The organism is Mycobacterium sp. NPDC004974 (assembly GCF_053600815.1).
The window spans coordinates 763,935-789,141 of record NZ_JBSGAQ010000001.1 but is presented as its reverse complement, the minus strand read 5'-3'; the positions used below and the strand labels follow the sequence as shown (position 1 = coordinate 789,141).

Annotated in this window: 23 protein-coding genes; 8 read left to right on the top strand and 15 right to left on the bottom strand. The window is 66.5% G+C overall.

All coding sequences use genetic code 11. The features are described from left to right. Window positions 1-257: 257 nt before the first annotated feature. Window positions 258-629 carry a hypothetical protein gene (locus ACWEFV_RS03840; RefSeq protein WP_450069111.1) on the top strand — a complete coding sequence of 124 codons (372 nt, stop codon included), beginning with the start codon at window positions 258-260 and terminating at the stop codon, window positions 627-629. Window positions 630-1,005: 376 nt separating this feature from the next. Beyond that, entirely contained in the window at window positions 1,006-2,457 is a 1,452-nt protein-coding gene (locus ACWEFV_RS03835; RefSeq protein WP_450069110.1) for an amidase, read from the top strand. Window positions 2,458-2,567: 110 nt separating this feature from the next. On the opposite strand, the gene ACWEFV_RS03830 is transcribed toward ACWEFV_RS03835, so the two are convergent. After that, window positions 2,568-3,608: an AraC family transcriptional regulator ligand-binding domain-containing protein gene (locus tag ACWEFV_RS03830; RefSeq protein WP_450069109.1), complete on the bottom strand. Its 1,041-nt coding sequence runs from the start codon at window positions 3,606-3,608 to the stop codon at window positions 2,568-2,570. A gap of 88 nt (window positions 3,609-3,696) precedes the next feature. Here ACWEFV_RS03830 and ACWEFV_RS03825 point away from each other — a divergent pair, with 88 nt between their 5' ends. Both ACWEFV_RS03825 and ACWEFV_RS03820 read left to right on the top strand, forming a co-directional pair. Beyond that, the gene (locus tag ACWEFV_RS03825; RefSeq protein ID WP_450069108.1) at window positions 3,697-5,076 is read left to right on the top strand and encodes a cytochrome P450; all 1,380 of its coding nucleotides are present in this window, start codon (window positions 3,697-3,699) and stop codon (window positions 5,074-5,076) included. Beyond that, the gene (locus ACWEFV_RS03820) at window positions 5,076-6,548 is read left to right on the top strand and encodes a flavin-containing monooxygenase (RefSeq protein ID WP_450069107.1); all 1,473 of its coding nucleotides are present in this window, start codon (window positions 5,076-5,078) and stop codon (window positions 6,546-6,548) included. The genes ACWEFV_RS03825 and ACWEFV_RS03820 overlap by 1 nt, the downstream gene beginning before the upstream one ends. A gap of 4 nt (window positions 6,549-6,552) precedes the next feature. Here ACWEFV_RS03820 and ACWEFV_RS03815 read toward each other — a convergent pair whose 3' ends face one another. Next, complete coding sequence (locus tag ACWEFV_RS03815; RefSeq protein ID WP_135454167.1) at window positions 6,553-7,023, bottom strand: SRPBCC family protein; 471 nt, start codon at window positions 7,021-7,023, stop codon at window positions 6,553-6,555. Between the two features lie 99 nt (window positions 7,024-7,122). Between ACWEFV_RS03815 and ACWEFV_RS03810 the strand changes: the two genes are divergently transcribed. Both ACWEFV_RS03810 and ppk2 read left to right on the top strand, forming a co-directional pair. Then, complete coding sequence (locus tag ACWEFV_RS03810; protein ID WP_450069106.1) at window positions 7,123-7,725, top strand: TetR/AcrR family transcriptional regulator; 603 nt, start codon at window positions 7,123-7,125, stop codon at window positions 7,723-7,725. A gap of 50 nt (window positions 7,726-7,775) precedes the next feature. Continuing rightward, window positions 7,776-8,615: a polyphosphate kinase 2 gene (gene ppk2 / locus ACWEFV_RS03805; protein WP_135454163.1), complete on the top strand. Its 840-nt coding sequence runs from the start codon at window positions 7,776-7,778 to the stop codon at window positions 8,613-8,615. 274 nt (window positions 8,616-8,889) lie between these two features. Here the strand turns inward: ppk2 and metK are convergent, their stop codons facing one another. The 5 genes from metK to mihF form a co-directional block, all read right to left on the bottom strand. Beyond that, a complete protein-coding gene (gene metK, locus ACWEFV_RS03800; RefSeq protein WP_450069105.1) occupies window positions 8,890-10,089 on the bottom strand; it encodes a methionine adenosyltransferase in 1,200 nt (399 codons plus the stop codon). A 143-nt stretch (window positions 10,090-10,232) separates the two neighbouring features. Further along, window positions 10,233-11,480 (bottom strand): bifunctional phosphopantothenoylcysteine decarboxylase/phosphopantothenate--cysteine ligase CoaBC, encoded by a 1,248-nt coding sequence (gene coaBC / locus ACWEFV_RS03795; protein ID WP_450069104.1) that lies wholly within the window; start codon window positions 11,478-11,480, stop codon window positions 10,233-10,235. Window positions 11,481-11,499: 19 nt separating this feature from the next. Beyond that, complete coding sequence (gene rpoZ / locus ACWEFV_RS03790; RefSeq protein ID WP_135454156.1) at window positions 11,500-11,826, bottom strand: DNA-directed RNA polymerase subunit omega; 327 nt, start codon at window positions 11,824-11,826, stop codon at window positions 11,500-11,502. Between the two features lie 92 nt (window positions 11,827-11,918). Continuing rightward, window positions 11,919-12,512, bottom strand: a complete 594-nt coding sequence (gene gmk / locus ACWEFV_RS03785; protein ID WP_450069103.1) for a guanylate kinase — start codon at window positions 12,510-12,512, stop codon at window positions 11,919-11,921. Window positions 12,513-12,523: 11 nt separating this feature from the next. Further along, window positions 12,524-12,838 carry an integration host factor, actinobacterial type gene (mihF, locus tag ACWEFV_RS03780; protein ID WP_003880790.1) on the bottom strand — a complete coding sequence of 105 codons (315 nt, stop codon included), beginning with the start codon at window positions 12,836-12,838 and terminating at the stop codon, window positions 12,524-12,526. Window positions 12,839-13,338: 500 nt separating this feature from the next. Between mihF and ACWEFV_RS03775 the strand changes: the two genes are divergently transcribed. Together ACWEFV_RS03775 and ACWEFV_RS03770 are read left to right on the top strand one after the other, a co-directional pair. Beyond that, window positions 13,339-13,899, top strand: coding sequence for a hypothetical protein (locus ACWEFV_RS03775; RefSeq protein WP_450069266.1), 561 nt, complete (start codon window positions 13,339-13,341; stop codon window positions 13,897-13,899). Between the two features lie 179 nt (window positions 13,900-14,078). Continuing rightward, complete coding sequence (locus ACWEFV_RS03770) at window positions 14,079-15,140, top strand: DUF2330 domain-containing protein (protein WP_450069102.1); 1,062 nt, start codon at window positions 14,079-14,081, stop codon at window positions 15,138-15,140. Here ACWEFV_RS03770 and pyrF read toward each other — a convergent pair. The 8 genes from pyrF to ACWEFV_RS03730 all read right to left on the bottom strand — a co-directional run bounded on the left by pyrF (window position 15,128) and on the right by ACWEFV_RS03730 (window position 25,138). Then, window positions 15,128-15,940: an orotidine-5'-phosphate decarboxylase gene (gene pyrF / locus ACWEFV_RS03765; RefSeq protein WP_450069101.1), complete on the bottom strand. Its 813-nt coding sequence runs from the start codon at window positions 15,938-15,940 to the stop codon at window positions 15,128-15,130. The two genes, ACWEFV_RS03770 and pyrF, sit on opposite strands and share 13 nt — an antisense overlap. Window positions 15,941-15,942: 2 nt before the next feature. After that, window positions 15,943-19,296: a carbamoyl-phosphate synthase large subunit gene (gene carB / locus ACWEFV_RS03760; protein WP_135454148.1), complete on the bottom strand. Its 3,354-nt coding sequence runs from the start codon at window positions 19,294-19,296 to the stop codon at window positions 15,943-15,945. Further along, entirely contained in the window at window positions 19,297-20,433 is a 1,137-nt protein-coding gene (gene carA, locus ACWEFV_RS03755; RefSeq protein ID WP_450069100.1) for a glutamine-hydrolyzing carbamoyl-phosphate synthase small subunit, read from the bottom strand. It lies immediately after the preceding gene. After that, complete coding sequence (locus ACWEFV_RS03750; RefSeq protein ID WP_135454144.1) at window positions 20,430-20,930, bottom strand: PH-like domain-containing protein; 501 nt, start codon at window positions 20,928-20,930, stop codon at window positions 20,430-20,432. Before ACWEFV_RS03750 ends, carA begins: the two co-directional genes overlap by 4 nt. Beyond that, on the bottom strand, window positions 20,927-22,246 hold the full coding sequence (locus ACWEFV_RS03745) for a dihydroorotase (protein WP_450069099.1): 1,320 nt from the start codon (window positions 22,244-22,246) through the stop codon (window positions 20,927-20,929). The genes ACWEFV_RS03750 and ACWEFV_RS03745 overlap by 4 nt, the downstream gene beginning before the upstream one ends. Beyond that, window positions 22,243-23,199 carry an aspartate carbamoyltransferase catalytic subunit gene (locus ACWEFV_RS03740; RefSeq protein ID WP_135454140.1) on the bottom strand — a complete coding sequence of 319 codons (957 nt, stop codon included), beginning with the start codon at window positions 23,197-23,199 and terminating at the stop codon, window positions 22,243-22,245. The genes ACWEFV_RS03745 and ACWEFV_RS03740 overlap by 4 nt, the downstream gene beginning before the upstream one ends. Next, window positions 23,196-23,753: a bifunctional pyr operon transcriptional regulator/uracil phosphoribosyltransferase PyrR gene (gene pyrR / locus ACWEFV_RS03735; protein WP_029107510.1), complete on the bottom strand. Its 558-nt coding sequence runs from the start codon at window positions 23,751-23,753 to the stop codon at window positions 23,196-23,198. The genes ACWEFV_RS03740 and pyrR overlap by 4 nt, the downstream gene beginning before the upstream one ends. A 101-nt stretch (window positions 23,754-23,854) precedes the next feature. Continuing rightward, a complete protein-coding gene (locus ACWEFV_RS03730) occupies window positions 23,855-25,138 on the bottom strand; it encodes an MFS transporter (RefSeq protein WP_450069265.1) in 1,284 nt (427 codons plus the stop codon). Window positions 25,139-25,207 lie beyond the last annotated feature (69 nt).

Below are 25,207 nucleotides of genomic sequence, written 5' to 3'. Positions count from 1 at the left end.
CAGCTGCGCTGGTTCGACCTCCGCAACGAGGCCGCGCCCAGTGATGGTGATCCACCTCAACGCCGTCAGCTCAATCATCTTCACACGCCACTGCGCGCCCGACGAATCATTCCGGCGTGACAGCGCACTGCGAGAGGCGACATCCTCGAAATGTACGGTTCCGACATGATCGTCACACGATGTAGTGCCGACACGATCGAGCGCAATAGCGCGTTGGCGGCCGGGCAACAAGCGTCGATGCGCGTGGGGTGCAACTGATGCCACGCTGGGTGAGCATCCTCGTCGGAGTTGTCCTCAGCCCGATCCTAGGCCTCCTCGCCTACGGCGTCTCCACAAAAATCGTGCTCGCGATGCTGGAGACCTGCCTCCAAGAAGTCGACGCGGGTGACACGTTCGTCGTCGTCATTCTGCTGGGACCAGCCGTGCTCACCATCGCCGCCACCGCGATCACCTACACCGTTGTTCACCTACTCATTGAGCGTGACTGGTCGATATACGTCGCAGTCGCCGCTGCTGTCCTCGTCGCAGCGGTAATGGTCGTCTACTCGATCAACTCCCAATACAACGCCGTCCCAACCGAACTCTGCCCCACGGGCACCCCGTCGTGGTGGCCGTGGCAGGTGGACTAGTTGTTTCTAACATCGAACGTCAGATACCGCGGTCTCAGCATCGGTGACGCTTGATGCTGGACGTGAGTCGCTGATTCCGTTGCCGGACGGACCTTTTGCAGCGGCGGTGTGCAGTCGGTTACTCCTGGAATTCCCAAACGCTATTACTCACCTGGCCGGCATGGCAACGACGGAGATCCACATCACCGCGGGCGACAGCGGTACCGCAAGTAGCCCAACGAGCATGCCCCGACTGGCCTGGCGCAACTGACCCGAAGACCTCGCCAGAATGATTGCCGCCACAAGGGCGGCGATAGCCAGCACGTCATACCCGGACTTTTCCGTTGCGGGAAGCGGGATTTTATGGCCTCTGCGGTGGGTCGTTAGCGTCGGATTCATGGAGTGGAATTTTCGGTCGGCTGAAGAGTTGGCAGTCGCGTTGCGCGCTGGTGAGGTGTCCTCGGTGGAATTGACTGAGGCGGCGATCGCGGGGATCGAGCGGGATGACGACGCGATCAACGCGATCTGTGTGCCGGACTTCGATCGCGCTCGGGAGGCTGCGCGGCATGCCGACCAGGTGCGCGCCCGGGGTGAGGATCGGCCGCTGCTGGGCATTCCGGTGACGGTCAAGGAGTCCTACAACATGGCCGGGCTGCCCACGACCTGGGGCATGCCGCAGCACCGGGATTTTGTGCCGGCCGAGGATGCGGTACAGGTATCGCGGCTCAAGGCCGCCGGTGCCGTGGTGCTCGGCAAGACCAATGTGCCGTTGGGGCTGCAAGATATCCAGAGCTTCAACGAGATCTACGGCACGACCAACAATCCGTGGGATAACGAGCGCACGTCGGGCGGATCCTCCGGCGGATCGGCGGCTGCCCTGGCGTGCGGATTCGGCGCATTGTCCGTCGGCTCCGACCTGGCCGGTTCGCTGCGCACCCCCGCGCATTTCTGCGGTGTCTACGCCCACAAGCCGACAGTCGGGCTGGTGCCGACCCGCGGTATGGTCGCGCCGCCCGCGCCGGCCCTGCCGACCGATCTCGACCTCGCCGTCGCCGGTCCGATGGCGCGCACCGCGCGCGACCTCACCCTCCTGCTCGACGTCATGGTCGGACCGGACCCGCTGACACTCGGCGTCGCGTACGACGTGACGCTGCCGCCCGCGCGCCACGAGCGGCTCGGCGACTTCCGTGTCCTGGTCCTCGACCAGCATCCGCTCATTCCGACCGGGTCCGCGGTGCAGGCAGGCGTGAACCGCGTGGCCGACGCCCTCGTCGACAGCGGTGCCCGCGTCGAACGACACAGTCTGCTGTTTCCTGATCTGACCGAGGCCGCGATGCTCTACACGCAGTTGCTGTTTTCTGGCTCCGTTGCACGTTTTCCCGTCGACGCGTACGAGCAGCTGCAGACCCGCGCCGCCGGACTGAGTACAGACGACCAGAGTCTCGATGCGGCGCGGCTGCGCGGGATGGTGTTGAGCCACCGCGATTGGATCGAGGTGAACAACCGCCGCGAGCTCCACCGCCACGGTTGGCGGCAGTTTTTCGCCGAGTTCGATGCTGTGGTGTGTCCGATCACGCCGACTCCCGCCTTCCCGCACGACCACGACCCCGACCTGTTGGAACGCCGGATCGACATCGACGGCGTCGAGTACCCGTACTTCGACCAGCTCGTCTGGGCTGGCCTGGCTACCATGCCCGGACTGCCCGCCACCGCCATACCGGCGGGCCGATCCCCCGAAGGTCTGCCGGTGGGAGTGCAGCTCATCGGACCGATGTTCGAGGACCGCACCCCGCTGCGGCTGGCCGAACTACTCGAACAGAAGATCGGCGGCTTCCAAGCACCGAGGTAGCGCAATCGAGCAGCGGTCAGGGCTTGAGGAGCGCATCCGGATGTGTAGCAACTCTGGACCCTGGTCGTGCCCGATGTTCAGCGACATCTGGCCCTCGGGCGTTCATTTCGTCAGCGCGTCTGCGAGTACGCGCTGGGCGGCACTCCGTGCCAGCGCTTGAAGGCGTGGCAGAACGTCGAGGTCTCGGTGTACCCGAGGCGCCGCGATACCTCGTCGACGGTCAGCCCGACATTGCACAGCAGATCGCGCGCCAGCGCCGAGCGTGCCTCATTCACCAGTGCCCGGAATGAGGTGCCCTCATCGGCGAGCCGGCGCCGCAGCGTGCGTGGATGCATATCGAGCTCGGCTGCCACCTCGGGCAGGGCCGGGAACCAGCCGGTATCGCGAAAAAGCTTGCTACGCACCACAGCAGTGATACCGCGACGGTGCTCATAACGCTGCATCAGCGCATCACATTGGGCGATACACAGATCGAGGGTATACGGATCGGCTTGCGGCAACGGCTCGTCGAGCATGGCGCGGGGAAAGTGCAACCGGGAGTGGGCACGGCCGAACGCCACATTCGGTAGCGGCATCAAGGTCAGTAGCGGCTGCATCACTTCCTCGTCGATCGACACCTCGGCGGAAATGCGGTCGGCGTACTGCGCCACCACCGGATATGCGAAACTGGTTGTGGTGGCGATTATTCCAGCGATATCCCGTTCGACGAAGAAGCGCTGGACATCACGGGGCAGATGGCCGGCGTTGAGTTCCAGTACACAGTCTTCGGCGCCCTCGAACAGCTGCAGGTCGATCTGCAGGGTGGTCAGGGCGAAGTACCGCATTCCGATGCTGAACAGTTCGCGCAGCGTGGCACACGACATGACCGCGAACCCGAACAGCCCCATGTGCGTCAGGGCCGAGCGACCACCGACATCGATGCCCAGTCCGGGTGCGTCGGGCAACTGGGCCTGCAGGTGCCGGACCGCCAGAATCTCGTCGTGGGCACTGATCACACCATCGGGATCATCGAGATCTGCTTGCGTCACACCAGTCCCGGCCAGGACCTGCGTCGCCGTGACACCTCTCTCCACGGCCACCTCACACAGCACCCGGGTGGCATGAATCGGATGGCACACGTCGGCCGACCACGATGAGCCCGACCTGGCCATGGTCCGCCTCCAGCCGCTGTCCCAAAATCCCAACTCTGTGTCCGATAATCCCATTCCTGATCGGTCTTGTCACTCATACGCTGGATTCATGGCGGCGCCGGCGGCACGACTGAGCACGTGGACGATGACCCGCGAGGCCATCACGGTCGGGTTCAGCACCGACGGCGGCTTCCTGAGCCGGACCCAAGGCCGGGACATCACCCGATTCCGCTGCGCAGGAAGGCGTTTCGTATCGATTACCCATCCCGACTACATCGACCACGTGCTCCACCAGGCGCGCCTTCGCTACGTCAAATCCAACGAGTACGAGCCGATTCGGGCCGCAGCGGGGATCAACCTGCTGACCGACGAAGGCGACTCCTGGGCCGACCACCGAACGGCACTGAATCCGACGTTCGCGCGCCGTCACCTCAACACGATCGTCGACCTGATGATCGACCCGATCGAACGGGCGACGACCGAGCTCACCGAACAGGGCGACGGTGTGCAGTTCGACATGCACACGGCGATGGTCGAGACGACCCTCCGGGTGGTCTCCAACGCCCTGTTCAGCCAGGATTTCGGCCCGATCGTGCACAGCATGCGAGACCTCACGACACGTGGACTCAGACGCACCGAACTGCTGGCCAGACTCGGACTCTTGGGCCTGCTCCCCCGTCCGGTCTACGACGCCATCGCCTCGAGCACATTCTCCGGAATCCGGCTGCCACCACCGCTGCGCGAAGGCCAGCGGATCGCCCTGGCCCTGGACGGCGCGGTGAACACCGTGCTCGACGATCGAATCGCCCATCCCACAGAAGCGGCCGACCTACTCAATGTGTTGTTCGGCGCCGACGACGGAACCTGGCCACGCCGGCGCGTCCGGGACGAGGCACTGACGTTCATGCTCGCCGGGCACGAGACGACAGCCAACGCGATGGCCTGGTTCTGGTATCTGATGGCACGCCATCCCGAGGCCCGGGACCGGATGCTGGCCGAGGTGGACGACGTCGTCGGGGCACGTCGTCCGACGGCCGCTGACCTGACCCGGCTGCCGTGGACAACCGCGTGCCTGCAGGAGTCGCAGCGGTACTACTCCGCGGTGTGGATCATCGCGCGCGAGGCCGTCGAGCCCGACGACATCGACGGTCACCACATCCGTCCGGGTACCACGGTGATCATCCCGATTCACCAGATCCACCACGACCGACGGTGGTGGCCCGATCCGGAAACCTTTGACCCCAGCCGTTTCCTCGGCGATGCGACCAAGAGCCGCCCACGCTCGGCCTATCTCCCCTTCGGCGGTGGACGCCGCATCTGTATCGGACAGAGTTTCGCGCTGATGGAGATGGTGCTGATCGCCGCAATCATGAGCCGACGGTTCGTATTCGATCTCAATCCTGGTCACTCGGTGGAGTTGGAGGCTACGTTGACGTTGCGCCCCAAACACGGCGTCCACATGATCGGACGCAGCCGGGAGGTGGCTTGATGCCCGACTTTCACACCCTCATCGTCGGCGCCGGCTTTTCCGGCATCGGCGCCGCGATCGCCTTGGACAAGGCGGGGCTGCACGACTACCTGATCCTGGAGGCTGGGGACGGAGCCGGCGGCACCTGGTTCTGGAACACCTATCCCGGTGTGGCCGTGGATATCCCGTCGTTCTCCTATCAGTTCTCGTTCGAGCAGTCGCGAAAATGGTCACGCACCTACGCCCCCGGCAGTGAGCTGCGCGCGTACGCCGACAACTGCGTCGACAAGTACGGACTGCGGCCCCGGATCCGGTTCGACACCACTGTCGCCCGCGCGGCCTTCGATGACGACGAGAACCTGTGGCGGCTCGATCTCGACTCGGGCGAGACACTGACGGCTCGGTTCCTGATCAATGCCAGCGGGGTGCTGACCATCCCGAAGCTGCCCGAGATCGACGGTGTGGACTCCTTCGCCGGGGTCACCGTGCACACCGCCCGCTGGGACCACACCCTGGATATGACGGGCAAGCGGGTGGCGATCATCGGCACCGGCGCGTCCGCGGTGCAGGTGATCCCCGAGATCGCCCCGAAGGTCAAGCAGCTCACCGTGTTTCAACGCACGCCCATCTGGTGCTTCCCGAAGTTCGACGTGCCGATCCCGCCGGTCGCCCGCAGGCTGATGCGGCTGCCCGGCGGCCGGACGCTGCACCGGCTGATCAGCCAGGCGTACGTGGAGTTCACGTTCCCGCTGGCCGCGCAGTACTTCACGATCAACCCGTTCGCCAAGCGGGCCGGCGCGGCCGGCCGCGCCTACCTACGCCAGCAGGTGCGCGATCCGGAGGTGCGCGACAAGCTCACACCGCGGTACGCGGTGGGATGTAAGCGACCCGGGTTTCACAACACCTATCTGGCCACATTCAACCGGGACAACGTCCGGCTGGTCACCGAACCGATCGACAAGGTCACCGGTTCGGGTGTCGCCACCACCGACGGTGAGAGCCACGACGTCGACGTGCTCATCCTGGCCACCGGCTTCAAGGTGATGGATGTCGATGCGCTGACCTTCGACATCGTGGGGTCGGGCGGACAGTCGCTGAGCGAGTTCTGGGAGCGGCACCGGATGCAGGCCTACGAAGGCGTCAGCGTTCCCGGTTTCGCGAACTTCTTCTCCGTGATGGGCCCATACGGCTACGTCGGGTCGTCGTACTTCGCGATGATCGAGGCACAGACCCGCCATCTGGTGCGGTGCATCGAGCAGGCCGACCGCCGGACCGCCTGCCGCGTCGAGGTCCGCCAGGAGGCCAACGACCGGTACTTCGCCGAGATGATGCGCAAGCGTCACCGCCAGATCTTCTGGCAGGACAGCTGCAGCCTGGCCAACAGCTACTACTTCGACCGCAACGGGGATGTGCCGCTGCGGCCCGCCACCACATTCGAGGCGTACTGGCGCAGCCGGAGCTTCCCGCTGGACGACTACGCGTTCACCTCGTAGCCATTCAGGACTCGGCGCATGCCTTGATGGCGGTGAGGGTCTGCTCCATTCCGACTTCCAACAAGTCGGTGAACGCCTGCTGTCCGCCGAGGTGCGACTCGGTCAGTTCGAGCGAGAATTCCGATATCCCGTCGGGGGTTTCGCGCCGTTGTATGAGCACGGCGGCGTCGTCGTCAGCGGTGATCGAGAACGACCAGATCGTGTAATTCTCGGCGATTCTGAAGGCGATCTCGTTCTCGGGGGCATACCGCACCACCTCACCATGTGTGATCCACTCGAGCTCGCCGAGGCGGTTGAGGTTGGTGAACGTGGATCCGAGCCGGATGTCATCGTCGGGACCTCGCAACTTCACCGATACCACCTGCGGACTCCACTCCGGCATGCGGCGGACGTCACGGATGACGTCCCAGAGCGCGGAAGGTGTCGTATCGATGGTGATCCGGCGTTCCAGTAGCGCCTTGAAGCCGGTGGCCATTGCTTCTCCAATCTATACGACCGATCGGTCGTGAATAGGTTCGTGCTGACCGTACGCGACCAGGCCGTCCCACGTCCACGGTCTGACTACTGTGAACTGATGACAGCCTTGCCTGCAGCTGACGGGCGCCGGGTGCGCGGTGACGCCACCCGCCGTCTGGTCGCGCGTACCGCAGCGGACGTTGCGACCACGCACGGCCTGGACGGGATCACCGTGGGTGGTCTGGCCGCGTCGACCGGGCTGAGCAAGAGTGGAATCCTCACGGTCTTCGGCAACCGCGAGGCGATTCAGCTGGCCGCGGTGGCTGAGGCGCGCCAGGTCTACATCGACGTCGTCATCCGTCCCGCACTGAGCGCTGCGCCGGGAGTCGCACGGCTCGACGCCCTTCTTGATTCGTGGCTGGCATACCTGCGCGCCGAGGTGTTCCCCGGGGGCTGTTTCGTATCGGCGACTTCGGTCGAGTTCGGGCATCGCACCGGAGCCGTGGCCGACGCGGTGCGGAACCTGAAGCGGGAGTGGCTGGATCTGCTGGAAAACGAGTTCTCCGTGGCGGGTTCACCTGATCCTGCGAAAGACGCCTTCCGGGTCGACGCCTACCTGTGTGCGGGCAACACACGCCGCGAGCTGTTCGGCACCGATACCGGGCTGGAGTGGGCACGTGGACTCGCGGGCGGCCTCGTACAGCGCTACCGACAGGCGTAGCAGACGTCGTACTGGCCGGTTCGCGGTGACCGGCGTCTTAGGATTTGGACATGGGTGCAGGATCCGACGATGAAACCGCCGCCAAGAAGAAATTGTCGAACAAGGTGTACGAAGCCGAGTTGTTCCGGCTGCAAACCGAATTCGTGAAACTGCAGGAGTGGGTCAGACACACCGGCGCCCGCGTCGTGGTGGTGTTCGAGGGTCGCGACGCCGCCGGCAAAGGCGGCACCATCAAGCGGATCACCGAGTATCTCAGCCCCCGCGTCGCCCGGGTGGCGGCACTGCCGGCGCCAACTGAACGCGAGCGGGGCGAGTGGTACTTCCAGCGATACATCGCGCACCTGCCCGCCAAGGGCGAGATCGTGCTGTTCGACCGGTCTTGGTACAACCGCGCGGGTGTCGAACAGGTGATGGGTTTTTGCACGCCGCAGGAGCATCAACTGTTCCTGCGCCAGACGCCGATTTTCGAGCAGATGCTGGTCGAGGACGGGATCCTGTTACGGAAGTACTGGTTCTCGGTATCTGACGATGAACAGTTGCGTCGGTTCCGGTCACGGCTGGACGACCCGGTCCGACAGTGGAAGCTCTCGCCGATGGATCTGGAATCGGTGTATCGCTGGGAGGACTACTCGCGGGCGAAGGACCAGATGATGGTTCACACCGATACCCCGCAAAGCCCTTGGTACATTGTCGAATCCGATGTCAAGAAGCACGCGCGGCTCAACATGATGGCGCATCTGCTGTCCACCATCGACCACCATGACGTAGAGCGGCCGCAGGTGACACTGCCGGAACGGCCCGTGCAGAGCGGTGATTACCGACGCCCGTCGCGCGACCTGGCCCGATATGTCGACGATCACGTGGCAACGCTGATCGGGGACCGAGAGTAGGGCCTACGGCACCAGGGCTCCAGCTCTTGCGGCGGAAGAGTGGCGTGCCCTCGAACGGGTTCCAGCTGGTGCTGCCAGGGGTGACGTGGAGGAAGTAGGCCCAGTTCGCGGTGCTGGAGTAGAGCACGCCGTTGTCGGTCACCGCGTGTATAGCTAGCTGTCGAGTCAGATCCGTGTTTGCTTGCGCCCGTGTGGTTCCGGTCTCTAAACGCAGTCAAGCCGCCACAGTCAGTGGCGGCTTGACATAGGAGCTACTGCTCTGCGAAAGAGGCGGCTAGACCGAAGCCTTCAGTTCGTCGACCTTGTTCAGCTGCTCCCACGGCAGTTCGATGTCGGTACGCCCGAAGTGGCCGTACGCCGCCGTCTGGGCGTAGATCGGCCGCAGCAGGTCCAGGTCGCGGATGATCGCGCCGGGGCGCAGATCGAACACGCTGCTGATGGCCTTCTCGATGCGGGCCGGGTCGACGGTCTCGGTGCCGAAGGTCTCGACGAACAGACCGACCGGGGCGGCCTTACCGATCGCGTAGGCCACCTGCACCTCGACACGTTCCGCCAGCCCGGCGGCGACGATGTTCTTGGCCACCCAGCGCGTCGCGTACGCGGCCGAACGGTCCACCTTTGACGGATCCTTGCCGGAGAAGGCGCCGCCGCCGTGGCGGGCCCAGCCACCGTAGGTGTCGACGATGATCTTGCGGCCGGTCAGACCGGCGTCACCCATCGGGCCGCCGAGCACGAACTTGCCGGTCGGGTTGACCAGCAGGCGGTAGTCCGACGTATCGAGGGTCTCGTGGCCGAGGTCGGCCAGCACGGTGTTGACGACCTTCTCCCGGATGTCCGGGGTCAGCTGACCGTCGAGGTCGATCCCGTCGGCGTGCTGGGTGGACAGCACCACGGTGTCCAGGCGCACCGGTGTCGTGCCGTCGTACTGGATCGTGACCTGGGTCTTGCCGTCCGGGCGCAGGTAATCGAGCACCCCGCCCTTGCGCACCTCGGTCAGCCGGCGCGCCAAGCGGTGGGCCAGCGCGATCGGCAGCGGCATCAGCTCCGGGGTGTCGCTGATCGCGTACCCGAACATCAGGCCCTGATCGCCGGCACCCTGGGCGTCCAGGGGATCCCCCGCGCCCTCGACACGCGCCTCGTGGGCGGTGTCCACACCCTGGGCGATATCGGGCGACTGGGCGCCGATGGCGATGTTCACACCGCACGAGGCACCGTCGAAACCCTTGGTCGACGAGTCGTAGCCGATCTCGAGGATGCGGTCACGCACGATCTTCGGAATGTCGGCGTAGGCGGAGGTGGTGACCTCGCCGGCGACATGCACCTGGCCGGTGGTCACGAGGGTTTCCACCGCGACCCGCGACTTGGGATCCTGCTCCAGCAGCGCGTCGAGCACCGAGTCGCTGATCGCATCACAGATCTTGTCGGGGTGTCCTTCGGTTACCGACTCACTGGTAAACAGGCGACCTTGGCTCACGGTCTGCTTCCTTCCTTGCCGATCTGAAAAGTTCTCAGTCTCAAAACTACTTAGTTAGGCGAATAATATCTATGCCCTGTTGCACCCAAGCGCGTGGGACGCAAATGCGCAACCCTTATCCGCATCTTGGTACGGACGTCGGATCACCCGTCGTGCGTGCCCAGAAACGCCGCGATCGAGTCCACGATACGGGTGGCCATCAGAGTCTTCGAACCGTGCTCGAGTGCGACCTCGGCACCATCGGCGCTCAGCAACCAACCGTCATTGTGGTCGACCTCGAACGCGCGGTTCTCCCCCACTGCGTTGACCACCAACAGGTCGCATCCCTTGCGCTGGAGTTTGGCCCTGGCATGGAACAGCACATCGCCGTTGGCGTCGCCGGTCTCGGCAGCGAAACCGACGATGGCCCGCATGTTCGGCAGCTGCCCATCGGTGCGGGCCCGCACCGCCCCGGCGAGCACGTCGTCGTTGCGGACGAGGTCGATGGAGCTGGGCTCGGACGCGCCGCCCTTCTTGATCTTGCTGGTGGCCACCTGCGCGGGCCGGAAGTCGGCGACGGCCGCGGCCATCACCAGGACGTTGGATTCCGGGGCGTACTTGGTCACCGCGTCACGCAATTGCGCGGCCGAGCCGATGTGCACCACGTCGACACCCGCCGGGTCGATCAGACCTGCGGTGTTACCCGCGACGAGCGTCACGTCGGCGCCGCGCTGGGCCAGGACCCGGGCCACGGCATATCCCTGCTTGCCGGAGCTGCGGTTGCCGATGAACCGCACCGGATCGAGCGGTTCGCGCGTACCGCCGGCCGTCACCAGGGCCTTGACCCCGTTCAGGTCGTAGGGCAGTGCGTCGGCCCGCTCCAGCAGGAGCTGCGCGAAAGTAACGATCTCTTCGGCCTCGGGTAGCCGCCCCGCGCCGCTGTCGGCCCCTGTGAGCCGGCCGGATGCGGGTTCCAGCACCACCGCGCCCCGACGGCGCAAAGTGGCCACGTTGTCGACGGTGGCCGGGTGGAACCACATCTCGGTGTGCATGGCCGGGGCGAACAGCACCGGACATCGCGCCGTCAGGAGCGTTGCGGTCAGCAGGTCGTCAGCCCGGCCGGCCACCGCGCGAGCCAGCAGATCGGCGGTGGCGGGTGCGACGACAACGAGATCGGCCTCCTGGCCGATACGGACGTGCGGAACCTCGTGCACGTCGGTGAACACACCGGTGCGCACGGGATTGCCCGACAGGGCCTCAAACGTGGCGGCTCCGACGAAGCGCAGAGCCGACTCGGTGGGCAGCACACGCACCGAATGACCGGCCTCGGTGAGTTGACGGACCAGGGTGCACGCCTTGTAGGCGGCAATGCCGCCGGCCACACCGACGACGACTCGCTTGCGCGCGCTCACGTGCCCGGCCCTGGCCTGGCTACTCGCCGCCCTCGGTGTGCTCGAGCAGGTCCTCGTGGATCTCCCGCATCGCGATGGAAAGCGGCTTCTCCTGCAGACCGGGCTCGACCAGCGGGCCGACGTACTCAAGGATGCCGTCACCCAGCTGGTTGTAGTAATCGTTGATCTGACGCGCGCGCTTGGCTGCGTAGATCACCAGCGCGTACTTGCTCGACGCGCGGGACAGCAACTCGTCGATGGGCGGGTTGGTGATGCCCAACGGTGTGTCATAGGCGCTGGCGGCGGACGAATCGATACCCAAGTCGTCCGCAGCGGCCAGCTGCGCGTCGGCGTGCGGGGTGCTCACGAAAAAGTCTCCTGGCGGTTAGCGAAAATGCGTTTAGTGGACAGCGTGCAGGTGGCTCGCGGACCCGATCGCGTCGGTCCCGGCACGATGAGTCATCGGCTGTCCACCAGCAAGGATACCAATTCAGCGCATGCGGTATCCAACTGGCGGTTTACGACTACCTGGTCAAAGTCGGATTTCGCGGCCATTTCGGCCCGCGCCGTCTCTAATCGCCTGGCCATCACCTCGGGCGTCTCGGTGCCCCGGCCGGACAATCGGCTGACCAGTTCGTCCCAGCTCGGCGGTGCCAGGAACACCGATATCACCTCGGGCATGGCCCGCTTGACGGCTCGCGCCCCGGCCAGATCTACCTCGATGAGCACCGGGCGCCCGGCCCGGGTGGCGTCGCGCACAGGCTGGGCCGGCGTTCCGGAGCGGTGCAATCCGCCATGGATGTCGGCCCATTCGAGCAGCTCACCGTCATCGATCAGCTGCTGGAATCGTTCCGCGGACACGAATGTGTAGTCGACACCGTCGACCTCTCCCGGCCGTGGTGCCCTGGTCGTGACCGAGACAGAGAAATACAGGTCGGGAAGCCGCTCCCGCAGACAGCGGACCACGGTGGACTTCCCGACGGCGGAGGGACCGGACAACACGACGACCGGAGCCGTCGCTGTGTGTTGTCCAGCCCCTCTACCAGCGGTCAATGCGGGGGCCTCTACTGGTCGAACTTCTCCAGGAGGGCCTTGCGCTGACGATCACCGAGGCCGCGCAGACGGCGGGTCGGGGCGATCTCCAGCTCGGTCATGATCTCCTGCGCCTTGACCTTGCCGACCTTGGGCAGGGCCTCCAGCAGCGCGGAAACCTTCATCTTGCCCAAGACCTCATCGGTCTCGGCGTCGGTGAGCACCTGCTTGAGGTTGGTGCCGCCGCGCTTGAGTCGATCTTTGAGCTCGGCTCGCGCTCGACGTGCGGCGGCAGCCTTCTCCAACGCTGCCGCGCGCTGTTCGTCGGTCAACTGGGGAAGGGCCACGGGTTCCTCCGTCTCCTGGCGATTCTTCTTCGGCCATCTCTTGTTTTTTACGGCTGGAGTGCAAACCAGCCAGCGACGACGAACCTACCCACGCTGGCTGACGAAAGCGAACGCCACCCCCTGGTTACGGCGCTAAAAGCCCAGCGTGTAGTGCGCGCACGCGACACCCCGTTTCCGTCCGAAAACGCCGTCTGGCATCGCCCCGGCCACCACATCGGGCCGGATATTCCTGCAAGTCAATGGTTTTCGAGCGATCGACAGCTAACTACTCAGGCGCCCGGTACCGGTTCCGACACCACCGGACCCGGTTACCGCCGGGTATTCGAGAAAATTTTCGCTGGTCACGGCGTGTCGGGCGTGTCGGAGCCGGTGACGCGCACGTCGGGTGGGTGCATTTCACAACGCCTAGCCCGCGCCTAATTGCCACAAAGCAATTACACAGCTTGGCTAAATAGCCTTCACAGGGTCGGGAATCCATGACCCCCGAAGGGAAGCTGGATATGAACATCAAGCGTCTGACCTGCGCTTCTGCCCTCGTCGTAGCGCTCGGAACCGCCACCTTGGCGGCGGGAGCCGGCGTGGCAGCGGCCCAACCCGGACCGCCGTGCAGTTTCGGCAATTGCCAGGGGCCGGGCGGGCCGGGTGGATCAGGCGGTCCCGGTGGACCGGGTGGACCGGGAGGACCCGATCGTCCCGGCGGCCCAGATGGACCAGGCGGACCTGATCACCCAGGCGGCGGACCCGGCGGCCCGGGTGGACCGGGAGGCCCCGGTGGACCCGGCTGGCCGGGCGGAGCGGGCGGCCACGACCGACCGGGAGGTCCAGGCGGACCCGGTGGGCCTGGCGGGCCGGGCGGACCCGGCTGGCCCGGTGGACCCGGCGGGCCGGGCCCATGGGACAACCCGCCCCCACCTCCGCCGGACATGGCCTGGCGCGGGATCGACCAGGGCCGCTTCGATCACCAGCCGTTCAACTACAACGGCCACTGGGTGTCACCGTTCTTCAACCCGCAGTTCAACAACTGGGGCTTCTGGTTGTTCGGGATCTGGATTCCACTGTGACCCGGTGCGCCGCACCGTATCTGGCAGCGCGCTGACCAAACCGGTTGTATCCGAGCAATTCTCGTCGGAGGGACCGGGCCGCCCAGTGCGGCAAACCGTGCAGTGCTGACGAAAAGGCGGACCGCCACCCACGCGGTCCGCTTTTTCCGTTCTGTTGATGCCTTGCGACCCCATACGATATGACCGTGATCCGGTCTGTCAGTGCGGTCCTCATCCTGTTGTTGATCGGGCTGACAGCGAACGTCGCGGCCCCGGCCTGGGCTTGTGGATGCGGCGCATACATCCCCGACCGTGAGGGCGCCAGCGTCGCCGACGAGCGCGCCCTGGTCGCGTGGGACGGTGTCACCGAGGACATCCTGATGTCGTTCAACGTGCGGGGCAGCTCATCGAAGGCGGCCTGGATCATGCCGGTGCCGTCGGAAGCCGAAGTCACGCTCGGCGAACCGGCGGTCTTCAGCGCATTGTCCGCACTGTCGGCACCACGTATCGAGTACCACGACTCCTGGTGGCCGAGGTTCGGTTGGCTGTCGACGTTGTTCTCCCAGCGCGCCGGCGGCCTTGTCAGCGCTGCCGCTCCCGACGGGGTGACGGTGCGCAGCCAGCAGCGACTCGGGCCGTTCAACGTCACCCGGCTGGCCTCTGACGATCCCCATGCTCTGGCCTCGTGGTTGTCCGAGAAGGGTTTTCCGCAGCCGCCCAGCCTGGCCGACAACCTCACGCCCTACGTCGCCGGAGGTTGGGAGATCGTCGCCATTCAGCTGTTTCCCGACGCCGCCGGCCAGTCCCTCACCGGCGATCTGCAGCCATTACGGTTGTCGTTCGCCTCCGGCACCGTGATCTACCCGATGCGCCTGTCTCGCGCGGCGAAACTTCCGCTCGCCGTCGACCTGTACGTGCTGGCCGACCACCGGATGGATCCGACCGCCCTCCCGGTCTCCGGACGCAACCCCGAGTTGCAGTTCGCCGGACGCATATCGAGCCGGATGCGCGAGCTCGATCCGTATCTCGAAGCGGGTGACTACCTGACCCGGTGGACCGACACGATCGACTCCCCCGCGTCGATCGACGGCGACTACGGCTTCGCCGCTGCCGCGGCGGACGACGACTACCGGGCCGTGATCTACCGCGAACGGGATCGGGGCGACCTCACCGGCCTGGCCCTGCTGGTGGCTGCCGGCATCGGTGCCGTGGCCGTCGTCGTACGGGTGGTGAGGGTCGGCGGCCGCCGTCAGGCGAGATAGGCAACTTCGTCGCGCAGGCGCTCGGCCGCCGCACGCAGATCGGCCACCGCCGGGCCCGCCCGCAGCACCTCGCGCGACACCGTGGGCAGCACCAGCCGGGCCCCGCCGAATCCGCCCAGCGCATCGGCGCGCCCGCCCTGGGCTCCGACGCCGGGCACCAGCACCGGTCCACCGAGCGCGCTGAGATCGGGCAGTTCGGTCACCGTCGCCCCGACCACCACACCCACCGAGCCGATGGGCCGGCCGGCAGCCTGGTTCACCGCGGCCACATCGTCGACGACGGACTGCGCCACGGTGCGTGACCCGGCCATGGCGCGCTGCACGCTCGCCCCCTCCGGATTGGAGGTGGCGGCCAACACGAACACGCCCCGGCCATGGGCCGCGGCGGTGTCCAGCAGCGGCTGCAATGAACCGAAGCCCAGATACGGCGATGCGGTCACCGCGTCGGCCGCCAGCGGCGAGTCACCCGCCCAGGCCGCGGCATAGGCAGCCATGGTCGAGCCGATGTCCCCACGCTTGGCATCGGCCAGCACCAGCACCCCGGCCTCGCGCAGGGCAGCCATCGTGCGCTCCAGCACCGCGAAACCCGCCGAGCCGTAGGCCTCGAAGAACGCCACCTGCGGCTTGACCATCGCGAAGCCGGCGAATGCCGTCACGCAGATGTCGCTGAACGCGGCCAGACCGTCGGCGTCGGCGGACAGCCCCCACGCCTGCAGCAGCCCGGGGTGCGGGTCGATGCCGGGACACAACGGCCCCCGCTCGGACACCGCATCGGCGAGCCGTTGCCCGAAAGCCTCCATGGTCAGCGCGATTCCAGCTCGCTGTGCAGTTCCTGCAGTGACATCACGCCGATATCGCCGCGGATACCCGCCTCGATACCCTGCACCGCGGCCGAGGCGCCCTGCACCGTCGTCACGCAAGGAATGTTCATCGACACTGCGGCCGAACGGATCTCGTACCCGTCGACGCGCGGCCCGGAATTTCCGTACGGCGTGTTGATGACCATGTCGACCTCGCCGGCCTTGATGACGTCGACCGCGGACGGCAGATCGCGGCTTCCACTGGGTGGCTCAGAGTGCTTGCGCACCTCATCGCAGGGAATACCGTTGCGGCGCAGCATCTCTGCGGTGCCCTCGGTGGCCAGCACCCGGAATCCGAGATCGGCCAGGCGCTTCACCGGGAACACCAGCGAACGCTTGTCGCGGTTCGCCACCGAGACGAAGACGGTGCCCTCGGCCGGCAGCGACCCGTAGGCCGCCGTCTGGCTCTTGGCGAAGGCGGTGCCGAAGTCGTGGTCGATGCCCATCACCTCGCCGGTCGACTTCATCTCCGGTCCCAGCAACGAATCGACCTGAGCCCCGTCGGCACGGCGGAACCGGTGGAACGGCAGCACGGCTTCCTTGACCGCCACCGGAGCGTTGCGGGCAATGTTGGCCCCATCGCCGGTCTTGTTCAGCAGCCCTTCCGCACGCAACTCGGCGATGGTGGCACCCAGCATCACCCGGGCACAGGCTTTGGCCAGCGGCACCGCGGTGGCCTTGGACACGAACGGCACGGTACGGCTGGCGCGGGGGTTGGCCTCCAGCACGTAGAGCACGTCGTCCTTGAGCGCGTACTGGACGTTGAGCAGTCCGACCACGCCGATTCCATGGGCGATGGCCTCGGTGGCGCGGCGCACCGCTTCGATGTCGCTGCGGCCCAAGGTGACCGGGGGCAATGCGCAAGCCGAGTCACCGGAGTGGATACCGGCCTCCTCAATGTGCTCCATGATGCCGCCGATGTACACCTCGTTGCCGTCGCACAGCGCGTCGACGTCGATCTCGATCGCGTCCTCCAGGAACCGGTCGACCAGCACCGGGTGTTCCGGGGACAGCTGGGTGGCACGGGCGATGTAGCCCTCCAGGGTCGCCTCGTCGTAGACGATCTCCATGCCGCGCCCACCCAGGACGTAGGAGGGACGCACCAGTACCGGGTAACCGATCTCGGACGCGATCCGCCGGGCCTGCTCGAAGCTCGTGGCGGTGCCGAACCGCGGGGCCGGCAGGCCCGCGTTGACCAGAACCTCACCGAACAGGCCGCGGTCCTCGGCCAGGTCGATCGCTTCGGGTCCGGTGCCCACGATCGGGACTCCGGCGTCCTCCAGGCGCTTGGCCAGGCCGAGCGGGGTCTGTCCGCCGAGCTGCACGATCACACCGACGACACCGGGACCGGTCCCGTCCTCACCCTTACCCGAGGCGTCCTCGGCGTAGTAGACCTCCAGCACGTCCTCGAATGTGAGGGGCTCGAAGTACAGCCTGTCGGCGGTGTCGTAGTCGGTGGAGACCGTCTCGGGGTTGCAGTTGACCATCACGGTCTCGAACCCGACCGAACTCAACGTGGTCGCGGCATGCACGCAGCTGTAGTCGAATTCGATGCCCTGGCCGATCCGGTTCGGGCCGGAACCCAGGATCAGCACCTTGGGCTTCTCGGTCTGCGGGGCGACCTCGGTCTCCGCGGCGGGGTCGAGCTCGTAGCTGCTGTAGTGGTACGGCGTCTTGGCGTCGAACTCGGCAGCGCAGGTGTCGACGGTCTTGTACACCGGGTGGATACCGAGGCGGCGGCGCAGCGCGCGCACGCCCGACTCGCCGGCCAGCTCCGGCCGCAGCGCGGCGATCTGGCGATCCGAGAGCCCGCTGTGCTTGGCCCGCCGCAGCAGGTCCGCGTCGAGCACCGGCGCTTCCAGCAGCTCGACCCGCTGCGCGACCAGACCGGCGATCTGCTCGATGAACCACGGGTCGACACCCGAGGCCTCGGCCACCTGCTCGACACTGGCGCCCAGGCGCAACGCGTGCTCGATGTCGTAGAGCCGGCCGTCCACCGGGGTGCGCAGACCGGTCAGCAACTGCTCGACCGTGACATCGGGGTCCGGGCCGGTCCAGAACCCGGCCCGGCTGGTCTCCAGCGACCGCATCACCTTGCCGAGGGCCTCGATGAAGTTGCGGCCCAACGACATCGCCTCACCGACCGACTTCATCGTGGTGGTCAGCGTGGCGTCGGCGCCGGGGAACTTCTCGAATGCGAACCGCGGTGCCTTGACCACGACGTAGTCCAGCGTGGGTTCGAAGCAGGCCGGAGTTTCCTTGGTGATGTCGTTGATGATCTCGTCGAGCGTGTAGCCGATGGCCAGCTTCGCCGCGATCTTGGCGATCGGGAAGCCCGTGGCCTTCGATGCCAGCGCCGAGGACCGCGACACCCGCGGGTTCATCTCGATGACGATCAGGCGGCCATCGCTGGGGTCGATCGCGAACTGGATGTTGCAACCGCCCGTGTCGACGCCCACCTCGCGCAGGATCGCGATACCCAGGTCGCGCATCTTCTGGTATTCACGGTCGGTCAGTGTCATCGCCGGCGCGACGGTCACCGAATCACCGGTGTGCACGCCCATGGGGTCGAAGTTCTCGATCGAGCAGACCACCACGACGTTGTCGCGGCTGTCGCGCATCAGCTCGAGCTCGAATTCCTTCCACCCATAGATGGATTCCTCGATCAGCACGTTCGCCGAAGGCGAGGCGGCCAGGCCGTCACCGGCCATCCGCTCGACGTCCTCGGCCGAGTACGCCATGCCGGATCCCAGCCCACCCATGGTGAACGACGGGCGGACGACGACGGGCAGTCCAAGCTCGGCGACGGTGTCGCGGACCTCGTCCATGGTGAAACACACACGGCTGCGGGCGGATTCACCACCCACCTTGGCGACGATGTCCTTGAACTTCTGCCGGTCCTCGCCGCGTTGGATGGCCTCGAAGTCGGCGCCGATGAGTTCGACCCCGTACTTCTCGAGCACACCGTTCTCGTGCAGGGCCACCGCGGTGTTCAGCGCGGTCTGCCCGCCGAGGGTGGCCAGCACGGCGTCGATCTTGTTGCCGCGCTCGGCCTGCTGGACGATGACCTTCTCGACGAAGTCCCAGGTGATCGGTTCGACGTAGGTGTTGTCGGCGTACTCGGGGTCGGTCATGATCGTCGCCGGGTTCGAGTTGACCAGGCTGACCTGGATGCCCTCGGAGCGCAGCACCCGGCAGGCCTGGGTGCCCGAGTAGTCGAACTCGCAGGCTTGGCCGATGACGATCGGGCCGGACCCGATCACCAGCACGTGGTTGAGGTCAGAGCGACGTGGCATCTACTTCTCTCCTGCCATCAGGTCGACGAACTGGTCGAACAGGTACTCCGCGTCGTGTGGTCCGGCCGCGGCCTCCGGGTGGTACTGGACTGAGAACGCCCGGCCGTCGGCCAGCCGGATCCCTTCCACCACACCGTCGTTGGCACAGGTGTGGCTGACCTCGGCTGCGCCGAAGGGGGTGTCGAAGGTCTCGCCCGCTTCGCCTTCGAGCGCGAAGCCGTGGTTCTGGGCGGTGATCGCCACCCGGCCGGTGATGTGGTCGATCACCGGGATGTTGATGCCGCGGTGGCCGAACACCATCTTGTAGGTGGACCTGCCCAGCGCACGGCCCAGGATCTGGTTGCCGAAGCAGATGCCGAACAACGGGATTCCGGCACTGAGTACCTCGCGGGTCACCGCGACGATGTGGTCGGCGGTGGCCGGGTCACCGGGGCCGTTGGACAGGAACACCCCGTCGGGTTTGAGGTCGGCGATCTGATCGAAGGTCACCGACGACGGCAGGACGTGGCTGCGGATCCCGCGCCGGGCGAAGTTGCGGGGGGTGTTGGTCTTGATGCCCAGGTCAACCGCGGCGACCGTAAACCGGTGACCGCCTTCGGGTTCCACGATGTAGGAGCTCTCGGTGCTGACCTGACCGGCCAGATCCGCGCCCAGCATCGAGGGCTGGTCGAGAACGCGGGCCACCAGCTCGTCGGTCCCCGCCAAGGCGGCGCCGGAGAACACCCCGGCCTTCATCGACCCGCGCGTGCGCAGGTGGCGCACCACCGCCCGGGTGTCGATCCCGGCGATGCCCACGATGCGCTGCCGAACCAACTCGTCGTCGAGAGTTCCGCTGGCCCGCCAGTTCGACGCACGCGGCGAAGGGTCGCGCACGGCGTAACCGGCCACCCAGATCTTGTCGTCACGGCTTTCGCCGTCCTCGGTGTTCCAGCCCGTGTTGCCGATCTGCGGAGCGGTCGCGACCACGATCTGGCCGTGGTAGCTGGGATCGGTGAGCGTCTCCTGGTAGCCCGACATGCCTGTGGAGAACACCGCCTCGCCGAGGGTCTGCCCGACCGCCCCGAACGTCGTACCGGTGAAGACGCGCCCGTCCTCGAGTACCAGGACCGCCTTTTCGTTGCTCTTGTTGCTCGTCATGCCTCTTCCTCCAGCCAGCGGTCGTACTCTGCGCGATTGTCGGCACGGAACCCGGTATCGATCTCGGTGCCCGAGGGCAGCCGCCACCTGATGGCCAAGATTCCGTCGTAAGTCAGTGCCTTGCCTGCGATTCCGCGTTCAGTCCTGATCGCGGTGACCGACTCGGCAGGGATCCAGATCGGCCCGGCACCGCTGCGCTGCATCATGATTCCCTCGGGATAGCGGGTCAGCACCGCCTTGGTGCGAAAGCCCAGATCCCCCGCGGCGACCTTGTCGTTCCAGTGCGGAACCAGCGTGCTGCCGACGTACATCCCTTTGGTGGCCGCGATCGTCGCCGCACCGACGGTGTCGGGCAGCGTCGGCAGCGTGCCGATCAGCTCGGCCTGGCGCTGCGCACGATGCAACCAGCCGCGCATCATCTGCCGGATCAGGAACGCGATCAGCACGGCCAGCACGGCGGCCAGCACCAGCGACGCGATCAGCGTGGGAGTGTTCAACGCGGACACTTCCCGTCCAGGGCGGTGATCTTTCCGCGCAGCAGCGTGGCGGTCACGGTCGCCGGCAGCATCATCGATTCGAAAGGCGTGTTGTCCGAGCGGCTGGCCAGCTCGTCGCCTTCCACCGTCCAGGTCGCGTCGGGATCGATCACGGTGAGGTTGGCGGGCTCCCCCACCTCCAGCGGCCGGCCCTGATCGGGCAGACCGACGATCGCAGCAGGCGCCTCGCTCATCACCTTGGCGACGCCGCGCCAGGTCAGCAGGCCGGGACGCACCATGGTTTCGGCCACCACGGACAGCGCGGTCTGCAGGCCGAGCATGCCCGGGCGGGCTACCGAGAACTCGCAGCACTTCTCGTGCTCGGCGTGCGGGGCATGGTCGGTGGCCACACAGTCGATGACGCCGTCGGCCAGGGCCTGACGCAACGCCACGGCGTCACTGGATTCCCGCAGCGGCGGGTTGACGCGGTTGCGTCCGTCATAGCTGGCCAACCGGCCGTCATCGAGCAGCAGATGATGCGGGGTGACCTCTGCGGTGATGGAAATGCCTTGTGCCTTGGCCCATTTCAGCAACTCCACGGTGCCGGCGGTGGACGCATGGCAGATGTGCACCCGGGCGCCGGCGTCACGGGCCAGGATCGCGTCCCGGGCCACGATCGACTCTTCGGCCGCGCGTGGCCAACCCGCCAAACCCAGCCGGGCCGCGTTCGGCCCCTCATGGGCGACGGCGCCGACGGTCAGCCGCGGCTCTTCAGCGTGCTGGGCGATGAGCACGCCGAGGCCGGTGGCGTACTCCAGCGCCCGCCGCATCACCAGCGGATCGTCGACGCACAAACCGTCGTCGGAGAACATCCGCACCTGGCCGACACCATCGGCCATCAGGCCCATCTCGGTGAGCTGCTTGCCTTTGAGGCCGACCGTGACCGCACCGACCGGGTGCACATCGACCAGGCCCACCTGCTGGCCGCGGTTCCACACGTGGTCGGTGACCACCGCGGAATCGGCGACCGGATCGGTGTTGGCCATCGCGAACACCGCGGTGTAGCCACCCAGAGCCGCTGCGGCGGAACCTGTTTCGATGTCCTCGGCGTATTCGCGGCCGGGCTCGCGCAGATGGGTGTGCAGATCGACGAAGCCCGGCAGCAGCACCTGGCCGGCAGCTTCGATCACCTCGGCATCCCCGGGAGCCTTGAGGGCCGAACCGATCTCGGCGATCTGCCCATCGGCGATCAACACGTCGAGCGCGTCACCCTCACCGTAGAGACGGACCCCGCGGATGAGGACCGGCGGATTCGAGCCTGCGATGTGTTTCGTCATACGCTGATCGCCTCCCGATCCGCGCCCACCAGCAGATGGAACAGCACCGCCATCCGCACGTGGACACCATTTGAAACCTGTTGCAGAACAGCCGATTGCGAGGAATCGGCGACCGGGAACGCGATCTCCATGCCGCGCAGCATCGGTCCCGGGTGCAGCACCACGGCGTTGCCGGGCAGCATGGCCTGACGCTTCTCCGACAGCCCGTAGCGCACCGAATACTCACGTGCGGACGGGAAGAACGCACCGTTCATCCGCTCGGCCTGGACCCGCAGCATCAACACCGCGTCGGCGGCGGGCAGTTCGGCATCGAGGTCGTGCGACACCGTGACCGGCCACCCGGACACCCCGACCGGCAGCAGCGTCGGCGGCGCGACCAGCACCACCTCGGCACCCAGGGTCGCCAGCAGCGACACGTTCGACCGGGCCACCCTGCTGTGCAGCACGTCGCCGACGATCACCACACGCTTGCCCTCGATGGAGCCCAGGCGTTGGCGGATGGTCAAGGCGTCGAGCAGCGCCTGGGTCGGATGCTCGTGCGTACCGTCGCCGGCGTTGATCACGCTGGGTCCGCCGCCGCCCTCCTCGGCGGTCCATTCGGCGAGCTGCTGAGCGGCACCCGAGGCCGGGTGGCGGATGATCAGGGCATCGGCCCCGGCCGCACGCAGGGTCAGCGCGGTGTCGCGCAGCGACTCCCCTTTGGCCACAGAGGATCCCGAGGAGCTGACGTTGATCACGTCGGCGCTCATCCACTTGCCCGCGACCTCGAACGACACCCGGGTCCGGGTGGAGTTCTCGTAGAACATCGTGATGACGGTCCGGCCGCGCAATGTCGGCAGCTTCTTGACCTCACGGCCCAGCAGCGCCTCACGGAAGCGGTCGGCGTCATCGAGGATCGCCGTCGCGTCATCCCGGGTGAGGTCCTGCGCCGATAGGAGATGACGTGTCGTCATTTCGAAATCACCACCCCATCACGGTCATCATCCTCGGACAGCAGCACATGGACACTCTCGGTGCGGGACGTCGGCACGTTCTTGCCGACGTAATCGGCGCGGATCGGCAGCTCCCGGTGGCCGCGGTCGACCAGTACCGCGAGCTGCACCACCCGCGGACGGCCGATGTCGCGCAAGGCATCCAGCGCCGAGCGCACCGACCGCCCTGAGTACAGGACGTCGTCGACGAGGATCACCACGGCGTCATCGATGCCGCCGGGCGGGATGGACGTTGCCGCCAATGGCCGCGGCGGCTTGAAGTTGAGGTCGTCGCGGTAGAGCGTGATGTCCAAGGCACCGACCGGCAACGCCACATCGGCGAACTCATTGATCTTGGCGGCCAGGCGCGTGGCCAGCGTCACGCCCCGCGTGGGGATGCCGAGGAGAACGACCCGCTCACGTTCGGCGGGATCGTCAAGAGCGGTCTTTTCGATGATCTGATGGGCGATCCGGGAAATGGTGCGGCCGACGTCCGCCGCAGACAACAATTCCCGGTCGGCACTTGAAGAGCCCATAAGGTGACCCTGACCTCCTTCTCCGCCTCTCGGGACGGATCGTTAAAGGACGTCGAACTGCGGGGTAGCTTAGCAGGCCGCAAACACCCGGCCCGCCACGGTCACCTCGCAGAGTCACTCGGTACGGCGTCCAGTTCGGTTCCCTTTGTCTCGGGCAGCAGCACGGTCGAGACGATGCTGACGACGACGAAAGCCGCCATCATCGCCCCGACAGCCCAGCTACCCAGCGTGGCCACCAGCACTCCGGCGACCAACGGTGGAATTGCCCCGCCGACGATGCCGGCCAGGTTGAACGAGAGACCCGCGCCGGTGTAGCGGTAACGCGTGGCGAAGATCTCAGGCAGGAACGACCCGATCGGCCCGTAGGACAGGCCGAAGATGCAGAAGATGCCGGCGATCGCCACCGCGAAGCCCACCGGTGAACCGGAGTCGATCAGCGGCATCACCACGAACGCCCATGGCAGGGCCAGCCCGAAGCCGGCGAGAATGACGCGCCGGCGGCCGTACCGGTCGCACAGCACCGCCGAAATCGCCGAGAAGATCATCAGCGCGACGCCGGCGAGCACGCCGACGCCGAGGATGAGGCTGCGCGGGTGCCCGATGCGGGTGCTGGCGTAGCTCATCAGGTAGGTGCCGCCCAGGAAGCTCATGGTGAAGATGCCGACCATGCAGCCCGCCGCGAGCGCCACCTGTCGGCTCTGAGTCCGGAACAGTTCGCTCAGCGGCGCCTTGGGCACACCGCCGGTCACCTGCTCGCGGGCGAAGACCGGCGTCTCGTCGATGCTCAGCCGCACGTACAGCGCCACGATCAGCAATACTGCGCTGAACAGGAACGGCAGCCGCCAGCCCCAGTCCAGGAACACCGCGCTCTTCTCGCCGACGGTCAGGCTGACGATGAAGACCACCAGGTTGCTCACCGCGAGCCCGGCGCCCGCACCGAGTTGGGTGAACATCCCGTACATGCCGCGCTTTCCGACCGGCGCGTACTCGGCGCTCAGCAGCGCCGACCCGGCCCATTCTCCGCCGACGGCGAAGCCCTGCATCAGTCGCAGCACCAGCAGGATGATCGGCGCGGCGACGCCGATCGTCGCCGCGCTGGGCACCAACCCGACGCAGATGGTCGACAGACCCATGATCAACAGCGTCGCGATCAGAGTCTTCTTGCGGCCCAGTCGATCTCCGAAATGGCCGAACACCGCGGCACCGATCGGGCGGGACAGGAACGCGACCGCGAACGTGCCGAGTGAGGAGATGGTCGCCATCGTGGGTCCCATGTTCGGGAAGAACACGTGAGGAAAGATCAGCGCCGCGGCGGTGCCGTAGATGTAGAAGTCGTAGAACTCGATCGCGGTGCCGACAAAGCTGGCGAATGCCACCCGCTTCATGGGGTGGGGCTCGGGTGTGGAGCCCGAACTCGGGTCGCCGTCGATCTGGTCCTGCTGGGTCATCAGCCT